Consider the following 20,735-nt stretch of genomic DNA (forward strand, 5'->3'; position numbering starts at 1 on the left):
GGGCCGCGGGGGACCGTCGGGGTCAGGCCTTGCCGAGGATCCGGTTGAGGTTCGTGCCGCACACGGGGCACTGGCCCTTGGCCATCCGTCGCCCATTCTCGGAGACGACGACCTTCCCCTCGGCCTCGCGCTTCTCCTTGCACTTCACGCAGTAGAACTCGCCCTTGTAGGTCTCGTCAGCCATGGACGCTCTCCTTGTCGTCGACGACGGCCCCGGGCCGCGTCGATGCGGGGTCATGTGCCGCGGTCGCGGCCTGGACGTCTCCCACCGTACCGACGGGTGGAGCGCCCGACCTCGTGACGCGCCCGCGCCACGCCGCCACCTCCGCCCCCGGCGTCACATCGACCACATCCGTCCCACCAGCGACGCGACGCCCCTAGGCTCGTGCCGTGACCAGCGAGGACGTCGAGGTCCGACGAAGCCGGCGACGGCGCCGGACCGTGAGCGCGTACCGCGACGGCGACCGCACCGTCGTGCTCATCCCGGCGTCGTTCTCGCGCGCGGAGGAGGAGCGCTGGGTGGCGCGGATGCTCGCCCGGCTCAGCGCGGGTGAGCGGCGGCGGCGCCCGACCGATGCCGCCCTGCTCGCGCGCGCCCAGAGCGTCTCGCGCCGCTACCTCGGGGGCCACGCGCAGCCGACGAGCGTGCGCTGGGTCTCGACGATGGGTCGGCGCTGGGCCTCGTGCACCCCGTCCGAGGGCACGATCCGGGTCAGCGACCGGCTGCGCGACGTGCCGGACCACGTCCTCGACTACGTCCTGCTCCACGAGCTCGGGCACCTGCTCGTCCACGGGCACGGCCCGGCGTTCTGGCGCCTCCTCGCGTCGTACCCGAAGCTCGAGCGGGCACGCGGCTTCCTCGACGGCCTCGCCCACGCCGAGGGGCTGCCCCCCGGAGAAGACGCCCTCGAGGACGACGAGGCGGGGGAGGCCGGCGAGGTCGGCCGGGTCGAGGACGTGCGCTCAGAGGCCGAGGGCGGCCCGCGCGGCTGACACGAGCGGCGCGAGCTCGGCGGCGGTCCCGCCGGGCAGCGACCCGACGGGCCACCACCGCACGTCGTGCGACTCCTCGCTCACGACCGCCGCAGACCCCTCCGGCGCCACGGCGGCGTAGCGGACGTCGAGGTGCTCGTGGCAGCGCCCGAAGGAGCCGACGAGGACGTGCCGGTCGAGCTGCACGGGGTCCGCGAGGGGCTCGAGGCCGGGGATGCCCGACTCCTCGCGCGCCTCGCGCCGCGCCGCCGCCCACAGGGAGGCGTCGTCCTCCTCGAGGTGCCCGCCGAACTGGAACCAGGCGTCTGCCCTGCGGTGGTGGGTGAGGAGGACGCGCTCGCCGCGCCCGTCGAGGACGACGCAGGAGGCCGTGAGGTGGGCCGGCGGCCCGGCCTTGGCCACGCCCTCCGGGTGCTCGGCGAGGTGACGGAGGTAGTCGCGGCGCAGGCGGTCCTGGCCGGGGTCCGGCGCGGACCAGCCGGTGAGGACGTGGACGGCGTCGGCGTGGAGGTGGGCGAAGGCGGCGGCCACCGCCGTCACGCGGGGTCCTCGCCGCGCAGCAGGCGGTCCAGCTCGACGTCCATGGCGTCGCCCTCCGGCGCGACCGCCCGCTCGACGAACCCGAGCGGGTCGTCGAGGTCGGCCGTCGAGGGCGAGAGGTCGGGGTGGCGCCAGGCACCGTCGCGCAGGGCGCTGCCCCCGCGGTCCTCGAGGGCGCGGAAGAGGTTGGCCGCATCGCGCAGGCGCCGGGGGCGCAGCTCGAGCCCGACGAGGGCACCGAACGCCTTCTCGGCCGGCCCACCGGTGGCGCGGCGGCGCCGCACGGCCTCGCCGAGCGCCGAGGCCTGCGGGAGGTGGTCGCCCGTGGCGGCCTCGGTGACGACGTCGACCCAGCCCTCGACGAGCGCGAGAAGGGTCTCGAGGCGGGCGAGCGCGGCCTGCTGCGCGGGCGAGTGCCGCGGCGCGAACATCCGCCCCTGGAGGGCCTGCTGCACCGCCTCGGGGTCGGAGGGGTCGATCGAGCGGACCGCCTCGTCGATGGCGTCGGTGTCGATGCTGATGTCGGCGGCGTAGTCGCGGACGGCCGCGAGGAGGGCCGGGGCGAGCCACGGCACGGCACCGAAGAGGCGGACCCTCGCGACCTCTCGCACGGCGAGGTAGAGGCGGGCCTGTGGCTCGTCGACCTCCAGGCCCTCGGCGAAGGCACGCAGGGACTGCGGCATGAGGACGACGTCGGGCGCGGGGACGAGTGGCAGCGACACCTCGCAGCCCGTGAGCACCTCGCCCGCGAGGGTCCCCGACCCCTGGCCGAGCTGCATCGAGAACATCGAGCCGTGCATCCGGCGCAGCATCGGCCCGGCCTGGTCGAGCATCCCCGCCATTCCCGCTGGCAGGCCCGCGGCCGCCGCCTCGGACTCCCCGAGCCCGCCCAGCTGCTCCAGCTGGGTCTCCAGGGCCGTGCCGACCGCGTCGGTGACACCGGCGGCGACCGGCTCGACGAGCCCGGTCCACACCGGCATCGTCGCCTCGACCCACTCGGCCCGGCTCCACGCCGTGCCGCGCAGGCCCGCGGTGCTGACGTCGGTCACGGCGTCGAGCCACATGCCGGCGACCTGGACGGCCTCGGCCGCCGCTCGGCGGTCGGCGTCGGAGGCGAGGGCGTCGCCCTCGGCCGCGACCGTCCTGCGGGCGGTGTCGGTGGCGAGGGTCGTGTTGACCGGACCGTCGCCCTCGGGCGCGGCGAACATCGCCTGGACCTGCTGCATCACCATCGCGAGCATCTGCGGGTCGACCTTGTCCAGCCCCAGCCCCTGCATCATCGAGGCCACCTGGGGGTCGACCGGGCCACCTCCGGTGAGGCCGCGCAGCAGCTGCTCGATCTCGGGGGGCAGGCCCTGCCCGTCGTCGTCTCGGGGGGTGGTCGGTCCGGGGTCGTTCACTCCGGGGCTCCTCGGCGGGGGTGAGAGGATGTCGTCTCGTCCAACCCAACCACGACGGCGCCGGAATGGTTCCGCCGCCGCCTGCCCGAGGAGCTCCATGCACGACCCGGTCGTGCTCGTCGACCTGCGCGACGAGCCGCTCTCCGTCGACGAGGTGCTCGACGCCGTCCGCCACCCCGCGTGCGGTGGTGTCGCGCTGTTCGTCGGGGTCGTCCGCGACCACGACCACGGTGCCGTCGTCAGCGCCCTCGACTACGAGGCCCACCCGAGCGCGGTCGAGACGATGCGGGCGGTCTGTGCCGAGGTCGCCGCGGGCTCGGAGGCCGTCCGGGTCGCCGCCGTGCACCGCACGGGGGCCCTGGGCGTCGGGGACCTCGCGGTCGTCGTCGCGGCCGCCGCCCCGCACCGGGGCCAGGCGTTCGACGCGTGCCGCGCCCTCATCGACACCCTCAAGAGCCGCACCCCGATCTGGAAGCACCAGCGCCTCGGCGACGGCTCGACCGAGTGGGTGGGGCTGCCGTGACCTCGTCCTCACCGCACACGGTCACCGGGCCGCCCGGTGACGAGGGACCGTTCCTCCCCACCTCGGGGCGTCGTCGCCGCCGCGGGTCCGGCCCCGCGCGCCCGGTCGACCCGATGCGTCCGGGCCGCCTCGCCGGCGTGCTCCTCACGACGACCTTCACCCTCATCGCGCTCGGGGCGCTGCTGTCGTTCGTGGGGCTCCCGTACGTCGTCATGTCCCCGGGTCCGGCGACGAACATCCTCGGGAAGACCGGCGGCAAGCCGCTCCTCGAGGTCGAGGGCGCCGAGACCTACCCCACCGAGGGGCGCCTGGACTTCACGACGGTGAGCGTGCGCGGCGGACCCGGCGACCGGGTCACGATCTACGAGGTCCTCCAGGGCTGGCTCTCACCCTTCGAGGAGATCCTGCCGGTGGACGCGGTCTTCCCGCCCGACACGACCGAGGAGCAGGCCGAGGAGGAGGGCGCGGCCGAGATGGCCGACTCCCAGAACGTCGCCGCGGCCACCGCGCTGCGCGCCCTCGGCCGCGACGTCGGCCAGGTCGTCGCGATCGCGGGGATCCCCGAGGACAGTCCGAGCAAGGGCCTGTTCGAGCCCGGCGACGTCCTCGTCTCCGTCGACGGCGACCCCGCCTCGTCGGCCGACGCGGTGCGCGCGGCCGTGCAGCGGCACGCGCCGGGCGACACCTTCCCGGTCGTCGTGCGACGCGGCGGCACCGAGCGGACGGTCAGCGCCCGGACGGCCGAGTCCGAGGGCCGCACCGTCATCGGCGTCGGCCTGCGGATCGAGTTCGACCTCCCCGTGGACGTCACCCTCAACACCGGCAGCGTCGGGGGCCCTTCTGCCGGACTGATGTTCAGCCTCGCCATCTACGACGTCCTGACACCCGGTGCGCTCACCGGGGGCGAGGACATCGCGGGCACCGGGACGATGGAGGAGGGCGGGCTCGTCGGGCCGATCGGCGGCATCCGCCAGAAGCTCGTGGGCGCACGCACCGAGGGCGCCGAGTGGTTCCTCGCCCCGGCCGAGAACTGCGACGAGGTGGTCGGCCACGTGCCCGACGGGCTCCGCGTCGTGCGGGTCGCGACCTTCGAGGAGGGCCGCGCCGCGGTCGAGGCGATCGCGCGCGACGACACCGAGGAGCTCCCCGCCTGCCGCTGAAACCTCGTCAGGGACCCCGCCGGCTTCCTAGGATCGGGGCATGGATGTCGTCGAGCGGGCGGAACAGCTCGCCGCCGTCGAGGCCTGGCTCTCGGACGCGGCGCGCGGGCACGGCCGGCTGGTCTACGTGTGCGGCGAGGCGGGCGTCGGCAAGACGACGCTCGTCCGCGCCGCCGTCGAGCGGGCCGACGGGCGTGCCCGTGTCGCCCTCGCCGGGTGCGACGGCTCCGCGACGCCGTCCGCCCTCGCGCCGCTCGCCGAGCTCGCCACCCAGCTGCCCGGGGTCGTGTGGTCGCCGGACCGGGGACGTCACGAGCTGTTCGCCGCCTTCCTCGACGTGCTCCGGGCGGCCGAGGAGGGACCGATCCTCGTCGTCGTCGAGGACGTGCACTGGGCCGACGAGGCGACGCTCGACCTGGTGCGCCACCTCGCAAGAAGGGTCGACACCTGCCACGCCCTTGTCCTCGTCACCTACCGGGGGGAGGAGGTCCCGGCGACCACGGGCCTGCGGGTCCTGCTGGGGGACACCGCCTCCGCGTCAGGAGTGCGCCGCATCGACGTCGCCGGGCTCACCTCGCGCGCAGTGGCCGACCTGGCGGCGGCGCACGCCCGGGAGCACCCGGACAGCCCGCCCGTCGACCCGGTCAGGCTGCACGCCGTCACCGGGGGCAACGCCTTCTTCGTCACCGAGGTGCTGCGCGGGGGCTCCGCCGGCGTGCCACCGACCGTGCGCGACGCCGTCCTCGCCCGGGTGGCGCGGCTGCCCGAGGGTGCCCAGCGCGCCATCGAGGTCGTCGCGCTGGCCGGGGCGCGGGTCGAGGCCGGCCTCGTCGAGGGACTGCTCGCCGACGGCCTCGCGGCCCTCGACGAGCCCCTGGCACGTGGCCTGCTCGTCGAGCGAGGGGGCGAGCTGGCCTTCCGGCACGAGCTGGGCCGGCTCGCCGTCCTCGGCGAGGTGCCCGTCGGGCGCCGGCTGCACGTGCACCGACGCCTGCTCGCCGCGCTGAGGGAGGTCGAGGCCGACCCGGCCCGCATCGCCCACCACGCGGACGCCGCCGGAGACAGTGCCGTGGCCGTCGAGTTCGCCTCTCTCGCAGGGGATCACGCGGCCCGGCTCGGTGCCCACCGCGAGGCCGCCGCACAGTACCGCCGGGCCCTCGACCATGCGGCCCGGCTGCCGGACGACAAGCTCGACGCTGCGCACCGGGCGGCCCTGTCGTGGTCCCTCGGGTACGAGCTCTACGTCACCGGGCGGATCGAGGAGGCGATCGCCTCGGTGGAGGCGGCCCGCGACATCTGGTCGGCCGTGGGGGACGACCTGCGGGTCGGGGACTCGTGGCGGTGCCTGTCCCGCCTGTCCTGGTTCGCCGGGCGGGGCGAGGAGGCCGAGCGCCTGGGCGCCGTCGCCGTCGAGGCCCTCAGCGGGCCGGCCACGACCGAGCTCGGCCTGGCCCTGAGCAACCGTGCCCAGCTCCGGATGCTCTCCACCGACCTCGAGGGCACGCGGACCTGGGGCCGCCGGGCGCTCGACGTGGCCGAGGCCCTCGACGAGGGCCCCGGGCGCACGGAGGTGCGCGTCCATGCCCTCACCAACCTCGGGACCATGGAGGTCGTCGTCGGCGAGCTCGCGCGGGGCACAGCGATGCTCACGGAGAGCCTGTCCGCGGCACGCGACCACGAGCTGCACGAGCACGCCGCGCGCGCCTACTGCAACCTGGCCTCCTCCGCCGTCGCACAGCGCCGCCACGCCGACGCACGGCGCTGGCTCGAGGAGGGGATGGGGTACTGCACCGATCGTGACCTGGACTCGTGGACCCAGTACCTGCGGGGGTGGCGCGCCGCGCACCACCTCGACCGGGGCGAGCACGCCGAGGCCGGTCGCCTCGCCGCGGAGGTGCTCGGCGACGCCTCGGTCTCCTCCGTCGGCGTGGTCGAGCCCCTCGTCGTCCTCGCCCACGTCCGCGCCCGCCTCGGCGAGCCCGAGGTCGCCGGGCTCGTGGCCCGGGCCCGCGACCTCGCCGACGGGATGCGGGAGCTCCAGCGGGTCGCCCCGGTCGTCGCCCTCGAGTGCGAGCTCGCCTGGCTGCGCGGGGACCCGCAGGAGGCGGCCCGGCTCGCCCGCGCCGCCTGGCCCGTGGCCGAGGAGACGGACTGCCCCTGGAACCGCGGGGCCCTGGCCCGGTGGATGGTCGACGTCCGCGTGGCGGAGGCCGGGCCGCTGGCCCCGCCGTACGCCGCCGAGGTCGCCGGGGACTGGGCGCACGCCGCGTCCATCTGGGCCGACCTGGAGTCGCCCTTTGACCGGGGGCTGGCCCTCGCCCGCAGCGGCGAGCGCGACCTCCTCGTCGAGGCGGTGGGGGTGTTCGAGCAGACCGGCGCGCGCTGTGCCGCCGCGCGGGCGCGGGCCGAGCTGCGCGCCCACGGATGGCCGGCCCCCCGCCCTCCTCGGGAGCCGCGCGTCGGAACGAGGGCGCACCCGATGGGTCTGACACCGCGGGAGGCCGACGTCCTCGACCTCTTGGCCGACGGCCTCTCGGACGCCGAGATCGCCCAGCGGCTCGTCATCTCGCGGCGCACGGCAGAGCACCATGTCGCCTCGATCCTCGCCAAGACCGGTGCCCGCGGTCGGCGCGACCTCGTCGGTACCCAGGGAGGTGGGTGACCCCTGGGCCGCCAGGAAGATGGGTACCGGTCACCCATGACCCGGGCGGGCCTGCGGCAGGACCGTGGTGGTTCCACCACCACCACGAAAGGTTGACCGCAATGCCACTCTTCATGGACGTGCACACCCTCGGCGAGGGCGTGACGATGGACGCCGTCGCCGGAGCGCACCAGGCCGACCTGGCGACGCAGGGCCCCCACGGTGTCAGCTACCTGCGCTACTGGGTCGACGAGGGTCGGGGGCAGATCTTCTGCCTCGTCGAGGCGCCCGACGCCGAGGCCGCCAACACCGTGCACCGCGAGGCCCACGGCCTCGTCGCCGACGACATCTACGAGGTGCGCGAGGGCGTCTGACGCCCCCCGGGCGCCACCGTCGTCACTCGGGGCCGAAGGTCGCCCGGAGCGCGTGCACGAGGCCGGGCGCGATGTCCTCGCCGAGGGCGACCCGGTCGTCGCTGTCGTGGGCCCGCTGTCGCAGGAGGCAGCGCGCCTCGCCCCCGCGGGTCACGGCGACGAGCAGCCGGACGTCCTGGCGCGAGGGGTGCTCGGCCACGGCGCGAAGGGCGGCCTCGTCCTCGTCGGGCAGGTCACGCTCGGCATCCGGGGGGACGACGATCCGCTCGACGGCGAGGGCGCACCCGGTGACCTGGTCGGGCCAGGCGATCTGCGCGAGGAGCTCCTCGAGGCCCGTGGCCTCGGGCAGCTCCTCCTGCTCCACCGCACTGAGGGCGCCGGCGACGGCGTCGTGGGCGGCGAGCCCGTCGGCGAGCTGCGGCTCGAGGGCGAGGAGCTCGGCCGTCGGGACGAGGGCGAACAGGCGCACGGGCTGGTCCCAGCCCGACCGGGCGACGTGGCGCTCGGTGTCGAGCGCGGCGAGGGTCAGGGGGTCGGTCACGGGCTGGGGGGTCTGGGTCACCGGACCATGGTGCCCGATGGCCGTGCAGGAGCCCGGGGTACCTTTGCCTCCCACGGTCGACACGGGGGACCCACCCCGCCGGCGGGACGAGGAGAGCAGTGAGTCGCTCGGAGTGGTTCGACGGGCCCACCGGCCCGGGAGACGGTACGCCTCGCCCCGAGGGCGACGACGGGGGCCGCGGCCCGGCCCGCCCGCCCGAGCGCCGCCGTCGCGGCCCGCTCGGCACGACGCTCGTCGTCCTCGCCGGTCTGGCCCTGCTGAGCGGGCTCGCCGCCGACCTCCTCACCGACGTGTGGTGGTACGAGTCGGTCGGATTCCGAGGGGTCTTCGTCAAGGAGCTCACGACGAAGGTCCTCATCTTCGTCCTCGCCTCGCTCCTCACCGGGGGCGCCGTGGCGGGCAGCCTGGTCATCGCGTACCGCACCCGGCCGATCTACATCCCGACCACCCCGGCCCAGCAGGTGCTCGAGCAGTACCGCCAGGCGATCGAGCCGCTGCGGCGCCTCGCCCTCATCGCGATCCCCGTCGTCCTCGGGCTGCTCGCCGGCTCCGGGTCGCTCGGCGCGTGGCGCACGGCACTGCTCTGGGCCAACCGTGAGCCGTTCGGCATCGAGGACCCGCAGTTCGGGATGGACGTCGGCTTCTTCGTGTTCACCCTCCCGTGGCTGCGGTTCGTCGTCAGCTTCGTCACCGTCGTCCTCGCGCTCGCCTTCGTCGCCGGCGCCTTCACCCACTACGTCTACGGCGGCCTCCAGCTGCCGGGCCGCGGGCCGACCACCCGCGCGGCCTACGTGCACCTCGGCATCCTCGGTGCGCTCATCGCCCTGACCCGCGCCGCCTCCTACTGGCTCGACCGCTACTCCCTGTCGACCCAGAAGGGTTCGCTCCTCACCGGCATCACCTACACCGACGACAAGGCGGTGCTGCCGACCAAGGCGATCCTCGCGGTCGCGGCCATCATGTGCGCCGGGTTCTTCCTCGCGGCCATCTGGAGCCGCAGCTGGCGCCTGCCCGTCACCGGCGTCGCGCTCCTCGTCGTCACCGCCGTCGTCGCCGGTGGGGCCTACCCGGCGCTCGTCCAGTCGCTCAAGGTCCGCCCCTCGGCGAAGACCCTCGAGGCCGAGTACATCGGACGCAACATCACCGCGACGAGTGCCGCCTTCGGCCTCGACCGCGTCAAGCGGATCCAGAACCCCCCGCCACCGGAGACCGAGGACAAGGCCGCCGAGCGCGCGGCCGCCACGGCCATCCCCGGCGTGCGCGTCATCGACCCGAACGTCGTGGCGCCCTCGTTCCGCCAGCTGGAGGGGCAGCGCGACTACTACGCGTTCCCCGACACCCTCGACGTCGACCGCTACCAGATCGACGGCCAGACGCGCGACGCCGTCGTCGCTGTCCGCGAGATCAACCTCGCGGGTCTGCCTGACAGCCAACGGAACTGGCTCAACGACCACACGATCTACACGCACGGCTACGGCTTCTACGCGGCCAACAGCAACCAGCGCACGACCGAGGGCGACCCCGTCTTCTTCGAGGGCGGGGGCCGCTCCAGCCTCGGCGAGTACGAGCCGCGGATCTACTTCGGCGAGCTGTCCCCGTCGTACTCCGTCGTCGGCGCGCCGAGCGGCTCCCAGCCCCGCGAGTTCGACTTCCCTGCCGCGGGGGAGGGCGACGTCCAGGTCAGCAACACCTACACGGGCGACGGCGGCGTCGAGATCGGGTCGCTCGTCCGGCGGCTCGCCTACGCCGTGAAGTACCGCGAGGCGAACTTCCTCCTCTCCGACGCGGTCAACGACGAGTCGCGCATCCTCGACCACCGGTCTCCCGTCGAGCGCGTCGAGCGGGTGGCGCCGTGGCTGCGGCTCGACGGCAACGTCTACCCCGCGGTCGTCGAGGGCCGGGTCCAGTGGATCGTCGACGGCTTCACGACGTCGGCCAGCTACCCGAACAGCCGGCTCGTCGACCTCGCCGAGGCGACCTCCGACTCGGTCACCCAGCGCTCCAACGTCGTCACCGTCGGCGCCGGCGAGGTCAACTACATCCGCAACGCCGTCAAGGCGACCGTCGACGCGTACGACGGCTCGGTCAAGCTCTACGGCTGGGACACCCGCGACCCGCTGCTCAAGGCGTGGGGCAACGCGTTCCCGGGCTCGGTGCGACCGCTGTCCGAGATCTCCGGTGAGCTGATGTCGCACATCCGCTACCCGCAGGACCTGCTCAAGGTCCAGCGCGAGCTGCTCACCGAGTACCACGTCACCAACCCCGGCGACTTCTTCAGCGGCTCCGACCGGTGGCGCACCCCGCGCGACCCGGCGACGCCGGCCCAGGACCAGCCCGTCGTCTTCCAGTCCATCGCGATGCCGGGTGAGGACGCGGCGTCGTTCTCGATCACCTCCTCGTTCGTCCCCGCCAGCAACAACGAGGCGGGACGCGAGATCCTGCGGGGCCTGCTCGCCGTCGACGCCGACGCCGGCAACGAGGCCGGCAAGCCGGGGGAGGGGTACGGCACGCTGCGCCTGCTCGAGTACGGCGCGGCGACACCACCGGGTCCGGGGCAGGTCCTCAACCAGATCCAGAACTCGACGGCGCGCTCGCAGAACCCGGCCGAGCCGCTCAACCTCGCGCAGTACATCACCAACAACTCCGGCTCGGGCAAGCAGCTGACCTTCGGCAACCTGCTCGCCTTCCCCCTGCAGGGTCGGATGTTCTACGTGCAGCCGATCTACGTCCGGGCCTCCAGCGGGTCCGGGTCCTTCCCCCAGAACAAGGTGACCGTCGCGGTCTACGGCACCAACGTCGCGTGGGGCGACACCCTCGAGCAGGCGATCAACGGGCTCTTCGGTGAGGGTGAGGGCGTGGGCGAGCAGCCACCGCCCACCGATCCCGGTGAGGGAGAGCAGCCGCCGCCCGGCACCACGGTGGCGCAGCAGCTCGCCGACGCGCTCGCCGACATCCAGGAGGCCTACGCCGACGGCCAGGAGGCCCTCAAGGCCGGTGACTTCGCCGCCTACGGCGCGGCGCAGGAGCGGCTGGCCGAGGCCATCCGCCGGGCCAACGCCCTCGCGCCCCGCCTCGCCACCCCGACCCCGTCACCGTCGGGGAGCCCACCGGCATCACCGTCGCCGAGCCCGTCCCCGACGGGGTAGCCGATTTGGAGCCGGGACGCTCCGTCGCGTAAGGTCGGGACATACCGAGAGCGGCCGCAAGGCCGACTTTCACTCGACGCGGGGTGGAGCAGCTCGGTAGCTCGCCGGGCTCATAACCCGGAGGTCGCAGGTTCAAATCCTGCCCCCGCTACCAACGACGAAGGCCCTGGTCCGGCGGCAGCCGGAACCAGGGCCTTCGTCGTTGGTAGCGGGGGACAAAAGCCGGGAGCGTGAAGGCGCGTCGGGTCCCGTCGCCGTGGGCCGATCGGCTCCCGGTCTCATCCGTCCGGCCCGACTCGGGTCGAACCGGCTCCCGGCCCCCCGCTCCGCACCTACGGTGGCGGGCGGATGTACCCCTGGCATCCGTTCGACAGCCCAGGAGCCCCTGCTGATGCGCTCGCTCTCCGCCGCCGCGGCCGTGCTCGCCACCGCGGCGTCCTCGGTCCTGCTCGCCACACCGGCCCGGGCCGCCGTGGCCGTCCCAGGAACCATCTCGTCGGTGAAGGCCACCCCGGGCCCGCTGGCCGGTCAGGTGACCTTCACGTGGTCCGCGTCCGGGACCAACACGACGAGCTTCCAGATCGAGACCGGCCTGACGACCTTCAAGGTCGGCGACCCGGTCCTGCCCGACCACGGCCGGGGGGCCACGTACGTCACCGTGTCCCCGACCCGTCGCTCGGTGACCCTCACCGCCGCCCAGGTGGCCTCCGCGGGCGCGCGAGCGTCGTCCGGCAACCACCTGTACTACCGGTTCAAGGCGGTCAACCGGACCTCCTCCGGCACGAGCGTGCGGAACTGGCCGTACCTGCAGAACGTCGCCGTGCGCCCCGGGACCCCGTCGAGCGCCGGAACCCTCCTGCGCGTCGCGTCCTACAACGTGCGCACCGCGACCGACACCACCGGAGTCCGTCCGTGGCTGCAGCGCGTCCCGGGCATCGCGAGGACGATCCTCTCGCGCGACCCGGGGGTCATCGCCCTCCAGGAGCTCGGCGTCAACCGTGCCGACGGGACCTCCGCGTCCACGACCGGTGCCGTCACCCAGGCCGACAGCCTCGTCGAGACCCTGCGGGCCAACGGCGGGGGCCGCTACCAGCTCGTGCGCCGGACCCGCTTCGTGGCGCCGGGCACGCCTGAGGCCGTCCAGGGTGCGCGGATCCTCTACGACACGACCCGCTACAGCCTCGCCGCCCCGTGCCCCGAGACGAGCGACGGGAAGGCGGTGACGAACAGCAGCTGGTCCTCCTCGTGCACGGTTCTCCTGCCGTCCCTGAGCACCGACGGCGAGTGGACGCGCCGGCGCGCGTCGTACGCCCTGCTGGCCGACCGGGCCACGGGGAAGCGCTTCTGGGTCGCGTCCGCACACCTGGACCAGCGGCACAGCACCGCCGCCGCCACCGAGCGCACCTACGAGGTGTTGCGCGCGAACCAGGTGAAGACCGTCATGGCGCGCCTCGCGCAGCTCAACACCGCCGGGCTGCCGGTCGTGCTCGCCGGCGACCTCAACACGTACCAGAACAACCAGGGCGGGTACGACGCCCACGACGCGGTCGTCGCCGCCGGGTACTACGACACCGCGGCCGCCACGGTGCAGGTGAACCGCCGCTACACGACGATGAACCACTTCTCCTGCACCCTCGCCGTCCCGGCGACCGGCTGGGGGTCACGGCTGGACGTCGTGACCGTCAAGGGCGTGTGGGGCGCCCCGCGCTGGGAGAACGTCATGGCGGTCACCGACTGCAACCGGCCCTCCGACCACAACATGGTCGTCGCCGACATCCGGCTGCCCTGAGTGCGATGGTGGTGTCGTCCCGGGACCACCGCCGCTCCCTCCGCACACGCGGCCCCAGCCGCCGCGCGCCACCGCCAGGAGCGCCCCCGTGACCCGGACCACCCCCGCCGACCGGCATACCGGCCCCTTCGTCCGCGTTGAGGCAGACGTGACCAGCCATGCCACCAGCCCCCACCGCGTCGTCGTCATCGGGTCCGGGTTCGGCGGACTCTTCGGCACCCAGGCCCTCCGCAAGCGGTCCGACCTCGAGATCACCCTCGTCGCGAAGACGACCCACCACCTGTTCCAGCCGCTGCTGTACCAGGTCGCGACCGGCATCCTCTCCGAGGGCGAGATCGCCCCGAGCACCCGCGAGGTGCTCGCCCGGCAGAAGAACGCCCGGGTCGTCCTCGGCACCGTGACCGACGTCGACCTCGAGCACCGCACCGTGACGTCTGAGGTCCTCGGGCGCGAGACGGTCACCGAGTACGACGATCTCCTCGTCGCCGCGGGCGCCGGGCAGTCGTGGTTCGGGAACGACCACTTCGCGCGCCACGCCCCGGGGATGAAGTCGATCGACGACGCGCTCGAGCTGCGCGGCCGGATCTTCGGTGCGTTCGAGCTCGCCGAGCTGGCGCGCACCCCGGCCGAGGCCGAGCGCGCCCTCACGTTCGTCGTTGTCGGCGCCGGTCCCACGGGGGTCGAGATGGCCGGCCAGATCGCCGAGCTCGCCAACCGCACGCTGCGCAACGACTTCCGCCGCATCGACCCGACGAAGGCGCGGATCATCCTCGTCGACGCCGTCGACAAGGTCCTGCCCTCCTTCGGCGAGCGGCTGGGTGGCGCGGCCAAGCGCCGCCTCGAGCAGATGGGCGTCGACGTGCGGCTCGGCACGATGGTCACCGACGTCGACTCCACCGGCATCGTCGTCCGGGAGCCCGACGGCTCCTCGACCCGCATCGAGGCGCTCACCAAGGTGTGGGCCGCCGGGGTCCAGGCGAGCCCGCTCGCCCGCCGCCTCGCCGAGCAGTCCGGCGCCGAGGTCGACCGCGCCGGTAGGGTCCACGTCCTCCCCGACCTCACCCTCCCGGGCCACCCCGAGGTGCACGTCGTCGGCGACATGATGGCGCTCGACGACCTCCCCGGGGTCGCGCAGGTCGCGATCCAGGGAGCTCGCTTCTCCGCGAGGCAGATCGCCCACCGGCTCGACGGCAGGCCCACCGACGAGCGGTTCGAGTACCACGACAAGGGCTCGATGGCGACGATCTCGCGGTTCAGTGCGGTCGCGTCGATCGGCAAGCTCCGCTTCGCCGGCTTCCTCGCCTGGCTGCTCTGGCTCGCCATCCACCTCGTCTACATCATCGGCTTCAAGCACCGCGTCACGACCCTGCTCCACTGGGTCGTCAGCTTCCTGGGCCGGGGTCGCGCCGAGCGAGTCGCCACCGAGCAGCAGGTGTTCGGCCGCCGTGCCATGGACGCCCTCCCGGGCCACGAGCTGCCCTCCATCCCCACCGACCCCGCCGACGGCGAGGTCAGCGGGGTCGCCGAGCTCGAGGACCGGCACCGCGAGCACGAGGGCCGCCGGCACGCCGGCTGAGGCCCGGGAACCTCCTGTCGGAGGGCGGCGCACCGACGTAGGGTGACCGCCATGCCGCTGGACTACCCCCTCCACCGCAGGACGTTGCCCAACGGGCTGCGGGTGGTCGTGAGCCCCGACCACACCGTCCCGAACGTCACGGTGAACCTCTGGGTGGGGGTCGGGTCGCGGCACGAGGCGCCGGGGCGCACCGGGTTCGCGCACCTCTTCGAGCACCTGATGTTCCAGGGGTCGCGCAACGTCCGCAGCGGCGAGCACTTCGAGGCGCTCATGGCCGAGGGGGCCCGGCTCAACGCGACGACGTGGTTCGACCGCACCAACTACTTCGAGACCGTCCCCACCGGTGCCGTCGAGCTGGCCCTCTGGCTCGAGGCCGACCGGCACGGCCACCTCCTCGACGCCGTGACGCAGGAGAACCTCGACAACCAGCGCGACGTCGTCAAGGAGGAGAAGCGCCAGCGGTACGACAACCAGCCGTACGGCAACGCCCTCATCGACGTCTACGCCACCCTCTTCCCCGAGGGCCACCCCTACCACCACCCGACGATCGGGTCGATGGAGGACCTCGACGCCGCGAGCCTCGAGGACGTCCACGACTTCTTCCGCCGCTACTACGGCCCCGACAACACGGTCCTCACCCTCTGCGGAGACATCACGCCCGAGCGCGGCTTCGAGCTCGCCGAGCGGTACCTCGGCCCGCTGCCGGCGAGCGCTGAACCGCCCCGGGCCAACCTCCCCCAGCTCGACCCGCTCGACGGGCCGGTCCGCCTCGACCGGCGCTCGGCCGTCCCCAACGACCGGCTGCACCTCGCGTTCCGGCTCCCCGTCGACGGCACCGACGAGTTCCTCGCCGCCGCGGTCGCCCTCGACTGCGTCGGTGGGCTGTCGACCTCGCGGCTGGTCCGGCGCCTCGTGCGCCGCGAGCAGACCGCGATCGGCGCCCACGCCACCGCCTGGGGTTTCGTCGACGGCAGCTCGCTCGGTTTCGTCGTGCTGGACGTCGCACCCGGGGTCGACACCCGGGCCGTGGAGGACGCCTTCGTCGAGGAGCTGTCGGCCTTCCTCGAGGACGGTCCCACCGACGTCGAGCTCGAGGCGTCGCTCGCCCAGTCAGAGCGCTCGTGGCTGTCGGCGCTCGCCAGCCAGGAGGAGCGGGCCGACGTCATCAGCCACCACCACCTCCTCCACGACGACCCCGGCGTCGTCAACACCCACCTCGACCGGCTCCGGGCGCTGACCGGTGACGACGTCCTCGCCGCCGCGCGCCGCTGGCTCCGGCCGGACCAGCGCGCCGTCGTCGCGTACCTCGTCGAGGACGACGCCACCGAGGCCGACGACGAGGAGGCCGTGGCGTGAGCAGCCCGCTCGTCCCGCGCCCCGAGGTCGCGCCGCCGGGCCCGTGGGCCTTCCCCGCGCCGGAGGAGCACGTCCTGTCCAACGGGGTCCGTGTCCTCGTGCACGACCTGCCGGGCCAGTACGTGCTCTCGCTACGCGTCGTCGTCCCGATCTCCCTGGCGGCCGAGCCGGCCGGGCTGGAGGGCATCGCCTCGATGACGTCGCGCCTCCTCGACGAGGGCACGTCCCGTCACGAGGCCGAGGAGTTCGCCGAGCTGATGGAGCGGCACGGGATGGTCCTCGGGGCGGGCGTGAGCGACGGCGGGCTCCTCGTCGACGTCGACGTGCCGCAGCGCCACCTCGCCACGGCCTCCGCGCTCGTCACCGAGGCGCTCGCCGACGCGGTCTTCCCCGAGGCCGAGGTGCGCCGCATCCTGCGCAACCGGCTGGCCGAGATCGAGCAGGAGCGGGCCTCGTCGGCCCACCGCGCGGCCCGCGAGGTCGCCCGCACCCTCTGGGCCCCGGGGGAGCGCGCCGCCCTCCCCACCGGCGGCACGCCGGAGACGATCGGCGCCCTGACGCGCGAGCAGGTCCTCGCCTTCCACGCCTCGGCCGTCGGCCCGGAGGGGGCGACCGTCGTGCTCGCCGGTGACCTCGGGGGCGTCGACGTGCACGGCGTCCTCGAGTCCACCCTCGGCGGGTGGCACGCCCCGGGGCACGTCCCGTCGCCGCGGCCGACCGCCCCGCGCCCCGCCGACGACCGTGCCCGGGTCGTCGTCGTGGACCGTCCCGGCTCGGTCCAGACCGAGATCGCCGTCGCCGTCCCCGGGCCCGACCGGTCGACCCCGCACGGGTGGGCACCGCACCCCGTGCTGTCCTTCGTCCTGGGCGGGTCGCCCAGCGCCCGGATCGACGCGGTCCTGCGCGAGGAGAAGGGCTACACGTACGGCATCCGCAGCTCGTTCCGGCCGCGGGTCGCCGGAGGCTCGTTCGTCACCTCGGGTTCGGTCCGTTCCGAGGTCACGGGCGACGCCGTCGAGATCCTCCTCGGCATCCTCGACCGCGCCCGCGACGGCTTCACCGACGCCGAGCTGCGCACGGGCGTCGACTACGTCGCCAAGACGGCGCCCGGGAGGTACGCCACCGCCGACGCCGTCGCGGACGAGAGCGCCGCCCTCGCCCTCGAGGGCCTGCCCACCGACTTCTCCACCCGCACCCTGCGCGACGTCGCCGCCCTCGACCTGGACGCCCTCGACGCCGCCTACCGCCGCGTCGCGACGGGGGGCTGGAGCGTCGTCCTCGTCGGGGACGCGGCCAGGGTCGTCCCGGACCTCGAGGGCCGCGTGGCCGGCCCGGTGACCACCGTTGCCGTCTGACCCGGGGCCGACGCGCTCGCTCGTCACCGGTTCGTCGATCGGGCTGCTCGAGGTCGTCGAGGCCGCGGGCGCCGTCGTCATGATCCGGTTCGACGCCTCGACGACGGGCTCACCGCAGCACGAGCACGTCGGGAGCCCGCTGCTCACGGAGGCCCATCGCCAGCTGGCCGAGTACTTCGCCGGCCGCCGGCGGGTGTTCGACCTGCCCCTGCGCCCGGCGGGCACCGACTTCCAGCGCCGCGTCTGGGACGTCCTCGCGACGATCCCGTGGGGCACGACGACGACCTACGGATGGATCGCCGACCGGCTGGGACTTCCCCCCGGCGCCTCGCGGGCGGTCGGGGCGGCCAACGGCGCCAACCCGATCCCCGTCGTCCTGCCCTGCCACCGGGTGGTCGGGGCCGACGGCACCCTCACCGGCTACGCCGGCGGGCTCGAGCGCAAGGCCGAGCTGCTCCGGCTCGAGGGCGTGGCGACCGAGGCCGACCAGGGCGCCTTGTTCTAGAGCCCGTCGGTCTCGTGCGGCTGCGGGGTCAGGCGGCGCAGCACCTCGTCGTGGAGGTGGCCGTTCGTGGCGACGGCGTTGCCGCCGAACGGGCCGTCGACGCCCTCGAGCGAGGTGAACCGGCCACCGGCCTCGGTGACGATCGGCACGAGCGCGGCCATGTCGTGGAGGGCGAGCTCGGGCTCGGCGGCGATGTCGACCGCGCCCTCGGCGAGGAGCATGTAGGACCAGAAGTCGCCGAACGCCCGCTCGCGCCAGCAGGACCGCGCGAGGTCGAGCGCCTCACGCTCCCGGCCCACCGCACCCCACGAGGTCCAGCTGGAGCAGGAGATCGACGCGTCCTCCACCCGGCTCACCCCGCTGACGTGCAGCTGCTTGGCGGAGGTGAGGCTGCGGCCGGCCCAGGCCCCGGAACCGAGCGTGGCCCACCACCGACGGCCCAGCGCTGGTGCCGCGACCAGGCCGAGGACGGGGCGGCCGTCGTCGACGAGGGCGATGAGCGTGGCCCACACCGGGACCCCCCGGACGAAGTTGTGGGTGCCGTCGATGGGGTCGACGACCCACTGGCGCGGCGAGGAACCCGTCGGTGGGAGCTCCTCGCCGATGACGGCGTCGCGCGGGCGGGTGCGCTTGAGCTGGGAGCGGATCAGCTCCTCGGCGTCGCGGTCGGCGTCGCTGACGAGGGTGAGGTCGGGCTTGGCCTCGACGTGGAGGTCCTCGGCCCGGAAGCGTGAGGTCGTGAGCCTCTCGACCGCGTCCGCGAGCACGTGGGCGAGGCGCAGGTCGTCGTCGTAGCCGGGCACGGAGTTCACCGTAGCGGCTCCCTCCGAAGATCCTTCGGCCCCAGCCACGGTCGCGTCGCGCTTCGGTCACAATCGGGTCTCGGAGTGTTGCGAAACTTCCAAACGGTCCGCCCGTGGTCTTTGATGGTGCGCGGCACGCCCGGAGGCGCTGCACGCAGGGCCTCACCCGATCGGGAGCGGCCCAGGAACACGGTCAACCCGACCAACGGGTGACACACCACTTCACGTAGGAGGACATCCATGCGAGGAACCACTCGCACGGTCGCCGTGGCGGCCCTGTCCGCCGTGGCCCTGCTCGCCGCCGGGTGCGGCAGCGGCGGCGGCAGCGGCGACACCGAGACCTCGGCCGGCGCCAAGACGGGCGGGGAGATCACCGTCCGCGGCTGCAACCCCGAGAACCCGCTCGTGCCCAGCAACACGTCCGAGACCTGTGGCGGCAACGTGCTCGACGCGGTCTTCGCGAAGCTCGTCCACTACGACCCCGAGACGGCGAAGCCGGCGAACGACATCGCCGAGTCGATCGAGACCACGGACAACCAGAACTTCACCGTCAAGCTCAAGAAGGGCTACAAGTTCCACGACGGCACCGAGGTCAAGGCGAAGAACTTCGTCGACGCCTGGAACTACGCCGCGTACGCCCCGAACGCCCAGGGCGGTGGCTACTTCATGACCCCGATCGAGGGTTACGGCGACCTCCAGTGCACCGGTGAGGGCGACGACCCCTGCGCCGGCGCCGGCAAGGCCAAGGCCGACAAGCTGACCGGTCTGGCCGTCACCGACGACTACACCTTCACCATCAAGACCACCGAGAAGGTCGCGAACCTCCCCGTCCGCCTCGGCTACACCGCCTTCGCCCCGCTCCCCGACGCCTTCTTCGCGGACCCGAAGGCCTTCGGCGACAAGCCGATCGGCACCGGCCCGTTCAAGGTCGACTCGTGGACCAAGGAGCAGTCGATCGTCCTGTCGAAGTTCGCCGACTACAGCGGTGAGTTCGGCGCCAAGGTCGACAAGGTCACCTTCAAGATCTACCAGGACGCCGACGCGGCCTACAACGACGTCCTCGCCAACAACCTCGACATCACCGACGAGATCCCGGCGAGCGCGCTCATCGACGACAAGTACAAGACCGACCTCCCCGAGCGCAACGCGCAGAAGGAGTCCGGCGTCCTCCAGTACCTCGAGTTCGCCCCCACCAAGGTCGACCCGAACGTCGCCGACCCGAAGATCCGCCAGGCGATCTCCATGGCCATCGACCGGCCGACGATCATCAAGCAGATCTTCAACAACACCCGCGTCCCCGCGACCGGCTGGGTCTCCCCGGTCGTCGACGGCTACAAGGCCGAGCAGTGCGGTGAGTTCTGCAAGTACGACCCGGCCAAGGCCAAGGCCCTCCTCGAGGAGGCCGGCGGCTACAAGGGTGACAAGCTGACGATCTCGTACAACGCCGACGCCGCCCACAAGGAGTGGACCGAGGCCACCTGCAACAGCATCAAGCAGGCCCTCGGCGTCGAGTGCGTCGCGACCCCGGTCGTCGACTTCTCGACCTACCTCAAGCAGCTCGGTGACCGCAAGATGAAGGGCATGTTCCGCCTCGGCTGGCAGATGGACTACCCGTCGATCGAGAACTTCCTCGCCCCCGTCTTCGAGACCGGCGCCGACTCCAACTACATGGACTACTCGAGCCCGGCCTTCGACAAGCTGCTGACCGAGGGCGCTGCCGCCACCGACCCGGCCGAGTCGAACGCCAAGTACCAGGAGGCCGAGGCCCTGCTCGCGCAGGACATGCCGGCCATCCCGCTCTGGTACGGCAAGGCCACCATGGGCTGGTCCGACAAGGTGACCGGTGTCAAGATCACCGCGTTCGGCACGATCGACCTCACGTCGGTCTCGCTGAAGTGAGCTGACTGAACCGACAGGTTCACTCGACCACGCGTCGTCGGCCTGCCAGCGTCCGCTGGCAGCCCGACGGTCGTGTGAGGACCCCTCGCGCCTTCCCCGGGGTGCGCGAATAC

17 protein-coding genes and 1 tRNA gene are annotated in these 20,735 nt (G+C 73.5%); 13 read left to right on the plus strand and 5 right to left on the minus strand.

Annotated features, from left to right (window positions below; all coding sequences use genetic code 11):
• Window positions 1-22: 22 nt before the first annotated feature.
• Window positions 23-184, minus strand: a complete 162-nt coding sequence (locus ACK8HX_RS00240) for a DUF5679 domain-containing protein (protein WP_013493366.1) — start codon at window positions 182-184, stop codon at window positions 23-25.
• A 206-nt stretch (window positions 185-390) separates the two neighbouring features.
• Between ACK8HX_RS00240 and ACK8HX_RS00245 the strand changes: the two genes are divergently transcribed.
• Window positions 391-993: a M48 metallopeptidase family protein gene (locus ACK8HX_RS00245; protein WP_411938638.1), complete on the plus strand. Its 603-nt coding sequence runs from the start codon at window positions 391-393 to the stop codon at window positions 991-993.
• On the opposite strand, the gene ACK8HX_RS00250 is transcribed toward ACK8HX_RS00245, so the two are convergent.
• Window positions 964-1,533, minus strand: a complete 570-nt coding sequence (locus ACK8HX_RS00250) for an NUDIX hydrolase (protein WP_411938639.1) — start codon at window positions 1,531-1,533, stop codon at window positions 964-966. The genes ACK8HX_RS00245 and ACK8HX_RS00250 overlap by 30 nt on opposite strands.
• Window positions 1,530-2,933, minus strand: coding sequence for a zinc-dependent metalloprotease (locus ACK8HX_RS00255; protein ID WP_411938640.1), 1,404 nt, complete (start codon window positions 2,931-2,933; stop codon window positions 1,530-1,532). Before ACK8HX_RS00255 ends, ACK8HX_RS00250 begins: the two co-directional genes overlap by 4 nt.
• Before the next feature lie 97 nt (window positions 2,934-3,030).
• Here ACK8HX_RS00255 and ACK8HX_RS00260 point away from each other — a divergent pair, with 97 nt between their 5' ends.
• The 4 genes from ACK8HX_RS00260 to ACK8HX_RS00275 all read left to right on the plus strand — a co-directional run bounded on the left by ACK8HX_RS00260 (window position 3,031) and on the right by ACK8HX_RS00275 (window position 7,631).
• A complete protein-coding gene (locus ACK8HX_RS00260; protein WP_411938641.1) occupies window positions 3,031-3,456 on the plus strand; it encodes a molybdenum cofactor biosynthesis protein MoaE in 426 nt (141 codons plus the stop codon).
• Entirely contained in the window at window positions 3,453-4,616 is a 1,164-nt protein-coding gene (locus ACK8HX_RS00265) for a YlbL family protein (protein WP_411938642.1), read from the plus strand. The genes ACK8HX_RS00260 and ACK8HX_RS00265 overlap by 4 nt, the downstream gene beginning before the upstream one ends.
• Before the next feature lie 40 nt (window positions 4,617-4,656).
• Complete coding sequence (locus ACK8HX_RS00270) at window positions 4,657-7,278, plus strand: ATP-binding protein (RefSeq protein WP_411938643.1); 2,622 nt, start codon at window positions 4,657-4,659, stop codon at window positions 7,276-7,278.
• 101 nt (window positions 7,279-7,379) lie between these two features.
• Window positions 7,380-7,631: a DUF4242 domain-containing protein gene (locus ACK8HX_RS00275; RefSeq protein WP_411938644.1), complete on the plus strand. Its 252-nt coding sequence runs from the start codon at window positions 7,380-7,382 to the stop codon at window positions 7,629-7,631.
• Window positions 7,632-7,653: 22 nt separating this feature from the next.
• Here ACK8HX_RS00275 and ACK8HX_RS00280 read toward each other — a convergent pair whose 3' ends face one another.
• Window positions 7,654-8,193 carry a PPA1309 family protein gene (locus ACK8HX_RS00280; protein ID WP_411938645.1) on the minus strand — a complete coding sequence of 180 codons (540 nt, stop codon included), beginning with the start codon at window positions 8,191-8,193 and terminating at the stop codon, window positions 7,654-7,656.
• A 98-nt stretch (window positions 8,194-8,291) separates the two neighbouring features.
• Between ACK8HX_RS00280 and ACK8HX_RS00285 the strand changes: the two genes are divergently transcribed.
• The 7 genes from ACK8HX_RS00285 (at window position 8,292) to ACK8HX_RS00315 (ending at window position 17,920) form a co-directional block, all read left to right on the plus strand.
• Complete coding sequence (locus ACK8HX_RS00285; protein WP_411938646.1) at window positions 8,292-11,339, plus strand: UPF0182 family membrane protein; 3,048 nt, start codon at window positions 8,292-8,294, stop codon at window positions 11,337-11,339.
• 77 nt (window positions 11,340-11,416) lie between these two features.
• A tRNA-Met gene (locus ACK8HX_RS00290) sits at window positions 11,417-11,493 on the plus strand.
• A gap of 237 nt (window positions 11,494-11,730) precedes the next feature.
• Entirely contained in the window at window positions 11,731-13,128 is a 1,398-nt protein-coding gene (locus ACK8HX_RS00295; protein ID WP_411938647.1) for an exonuclease/endonuclease/phosphatase family protein, read from the plus strand.
• A gap of 148 nt (window positions 13,129-13,276) precedes the next feature.
• Window positions 13,277-14,704: an NAD(P)/FAD-dependent oxidoreductase gene (locus tag ACK8HX_RS00300; RefSeq protein WP_411938648.1), complete on the plus strand. Its 1,428-nt coding sequence runs from the start codon at window positions 13,277-13,279 to the stop codon at window positions 14,702-14,704.
• 51 nt (window positions 14,705-14,755) lie between these two features.
• Window positions 14,756-16,060, plus strand: a complete 1,305-nt coding sequence (locus ACK8HX_RS00305; RefSeq protein WP_411938649.1) for a M16 family metallopeptidase — start codon at window positions 14,756-14,758, stop codon at window positions 16,058-16,060.
• Window positions 16,057-17,415 (plus strand): M16 family metallopeptidase, encoded by a 1,359-nt coding sequence (locus tag ACK8HX_RS00310; protein WP_411938650.1) that lies wholly within the window; start codon window positions 16,057-16,059, stop codon window positions 17,413-17,415. Before ACK8HX_RS00305 ends, ACK8HX_RS00310 begins: the two co-directional genes overlap by 4 nt.
• Window positions 17,405-17,920 (plus strand): methylated-DNA--[protein]-cysteine S-methyltransferase, encoded by a 516-nt coding sequence (locus ACK8HX_RS00315; RefSeq protein ID WP_411938651.1) that lies wholly within the window; start codon window positions 17,405-17,407, stop codon window positions 17,918-17,920. The genes ACK8HX_RS00310 and ACK8HX_RS00315 overlap by 11 nt, the downstream gene beginning before the upstream one ends.
• Here the strand turns inward: ACK8HX_RS00315 and hisN are convergent.
• Window positions 17,917-18,723, minus strand: a complete 807-nt coding sequence (gene hisN / locus ACK8HX_RS00320) for a histidinol-phosphatase (RefSeq protein ID WP_411938652.1) — start codon at window positions 18,721-18,723, stop codon at window positions 17,917-17,919. The genes ACK8HX_RS00315 and hisN overlap by 4 nt on opposite strands.
• A 240-nt stretch (window positions 18,724-18,963) precedes the next feature.
• Here hisN and ACK8HX_RS00325 point away from each other — a divergent pair, with 240 nt between their 5' ends.
• On the plus strand, window positions 18,964-20,622 hold the full coding sequence (locus tag ACK8HX_RS00325; RefSeq protein ID WP_411938653.1) for a peptide ABC transporter substrate-binding protein: 1,659 nt from the start codon (window positions 18,964-18,966) through the stop codon (window positions 20,620-20,622).
• Window positions 20,623-20,735 lie beyond the last annotated feature (113 nt).

This window comes from Oryzobacter faecalis (assembly GCF_046764005.1).
In the GTDB taxonomy this organism is placed as follows: Bacteria; Actinomycetota; Actinomycetes; order Actinomycetales; family Dermatophilaceae; genus Oryzobacter; species Oryzobacter faecalis.

Coding starts and splice junctions, on each gene's coding strand:
- ACK8HX_RS00240 (WP_013493366.1), bottom strand. CDS start 184: ATGGCTGACGAGACCTACAAGGGCGAGTTCTACTGCGTGAAGTGCAAG.
- ACK8HX_RS00260 (WP_411938641.1), top strand. CDS start 3,031: ATGCACGACCCGGTCGTGCTCGTCGACCTGCGCGACGAGCCGCTCTCC.
- ACK8HX_RS00270 (WP_411938643.1), top strand. CDS start 4,657: ATGGATGTCGTCGAGCGGGCGGAACAGCTCGCCGCCGTCGAGGCCTGG.
- ACK8HX_RS00275 (WP_411938644.1), top strand. CDS start 7,380: ATGCCACTCTTCATGGACGTGCACACCCTCGGCGAGGGCGTGACGATG.
- ACK8HX_RS00295 (WP_411938647.1), top strand. CDS start 11,731: ATGCGCTCGCTCTCCGCCGCCGCGGCCGTGCTCGCCACCGCGGCGTCC.
- ACK8HX_RS00305 (WP_411938649.1), top strand. CDS start 14,756: ATGCCGCTGGACTACCCCCTCCACCGCAGGACGTTGCCCAACGGGCTG.
- ACK8HX_RS00325 (WP_411938653.1), top strand. CDS start 18,964: ATGCGAGGAACCACTCGCACGGTCGCCGTGGCGGCCCTGTCCGCCGTG.